Source organism: Gordonia sp. NPDC003422 (assembly GCF_053588675.1).
Window position 1 is genome coordinate 1 of record NZ_JBSFQL010000069.1, and the last position, 1,921, is coordinate 1,921.

Genomic DNA, 1,921 nt, shown 5'->3' on the forward strand with positions numbered 1-1,921 from the left:
ACCAGCATCTCGGGAGGCCCGCCCTCTCCGGCGGAGCCACACGGGGTGGGGAATTCAGATGAGCATCACTGGGGAATTTCGATGAGCGCCGTCACTTCCCCAGAAAGCGCGGCGGCGGCTGCCATCAAACGCCTTCGCCACAAGCTGGACAACCACGGAGTCGGGCACGCTATCCGCAACGTGCGAGGAATCGGTTATCTCCTGGACTCCACTGCCCTGACAGTTCGTCACATCTCCTAGGGTCGACTAACAGGTCAGGAAGCATCGAGTTCGCGGACCAGACGGCGGACTCGGCCTTCGATGTCATCTACGATTCGACGCACTTCTACTTGCGGTTGGCCAACCGGATCATCAACAGTCCAATCGACATAACGTCGGCCAGGCACGACAGGACAGGCATCACCGCACCCCATGGTGACCACAACCCCCGATGCCTGCACGACCTCACTGGTGAGTGGACGCGGGAACTCGACCCATCCGGCGATACCGCGTCGCACCAGCTCAGACCGCACACTGGGATCGAGTTCGGTAGCAGGAAGGGAACCCGCTGTGCGCACCGAGAGACGGTCGCCTGCCAGCGCCCTCGCGAATGCCGCAGCGATCTGAGACCGCCCCGCGTTGCGGACACAGACGAAGAGCACATCGCGACGACGGTCCCGTTCAGTATCCGTCGCGGTGATCAGCGCCTCCAATCGGTCGGCCGCGAACCGCTCGGTCAACGTCGGCAAATACACGCGCACAGCGGCGCGCGCGGCCAAGAGCTGGTAACTCTCGTCCACAAAGTCAGCTACCGTCTCCGCCGATACATGCCCAGCAAACCGGGCAGCCAAGTCCGCAGCGATACGGTCCAACAACCTGCGGTGATCACCTGGCTCGGCGTCGCCGGTCCGGCGTGACTGATAGCCGAGTGCAGCTCCTCCAAAACGGGCTAAGGCGTCTGCAGATGGGCGGTACCTACCGAAGGGTGAGTCCTCAGAGCTCTCGGTAATCAGCAAACCCGCGGCCGCCATCGCTCGCAAGTGCCCGTTGACCCGCCCGGAATCAGAGGGTGTGGAAGTCAGGTCAATCGCTGACAACGTGGACGAGCTGCTGATCAACAGAGCCAGCAGAGAGAGCCGATCAGGATGGGCCATCGTCTCGATCTGTCTGCGCCGAAGACTGTCAAATGAATTCATCAGCTTTCCATCGCGTCTCGTCAGGTGACCGTGTCAGCGAAGAAGATCTGCGATCGCATCGAGCCGCGAAGGCACGACGTGATACCAGACGTCTCGGCCCACAGGCTCACGCTCCAACACCCCCGAGTCGGTGAGCACTTTGAGATGATGGGACACCGTTGGTTGACGCAGCCCCAAAGCGGCCGTCAATTCAGTGACCCGCACGCGCCCACTGGAGTCGGCCATAATCAAGCTCAAGATCTGCAAGCGAGTCGCGTCGGAGACCACCCGAAGGACCATGGCAGCGTCTTCGGCCTGAGAACGACTCAGCGCCGCACGGACCGCCCCACGCGGCGGGTGCGCAGGACCCCCGCCGACCGATCCACCCGATGCGACTGCCATATCCGCAGTCTACTGACCAGCGCACCCGCGGCATCTCAAACCCGCACGTACTCGCACACAGCGGTCGACGATCGCAGATGGCCACCGGTCTACTCACTGCCCGCAGCCATCGCAGCATCGAGGTCATCCGCTCTGTCCGGATCAACCGACTCCTATCGACTCGATCATCCCGATCCGCACTCTCGCCGACCGCATCGCGCGGTAGGCGAGAGCGCGATCGGTCGCCGGGCTTAGCAGCAGGCCGTGCGCGCTTCGGCGGCGGCGTTCTGCTCCAGCAGTTTCGGGCTGGTCCCGAACGTCTCGGAGTCAGCGAGCACGGTGTAGACCTCCCACTTCTCCTTCGCCGGTCCGGTCACCCACACCTT

At 63.1% G+C, this 1,921-nt stretch carries 2 protein-coding genes and 1 pseudogene; all 3 read right to left on the minus strand.

What is annotated here, in order from left to right; all coding sequences use genetic code 11:
* Positions 1-254: 254 nt before the first annotated feature.
* Positions 255-1,175 carry an arsenate-mycothiol transferase ArsC gene (locus ACWDTF_RS24775; protein ID WP_449755246.1) on the minus strand — a complete coding sequence of 307 codons (921 nt, stop codon included), beginning with the start codon at positions 1,173-1,175 and terminating at the stop codon, positions 255-257.
* Positions 1,176-1,208: 33 nt separating this feature from the next.
* Positions 1,209-1,556, minus strand: a complete 348-nt coding sequence (locus ACWDTF_RS24780) for an ArsR/SmtB family transcription factor (protein ID WP_449755247.1) — start codon at positions 1,554-1,556, stop codon at positions 1,209-1,211.
* 230 nt (positions 1,557-1,786) lie between these two features.
* Positions 1,787-1,921, minus strand: a pseudogene (locus ACWDTF_RS24785) (glyoxalase/bleomycin resistance/dioxygenase family protein); the annotation flags it as partial.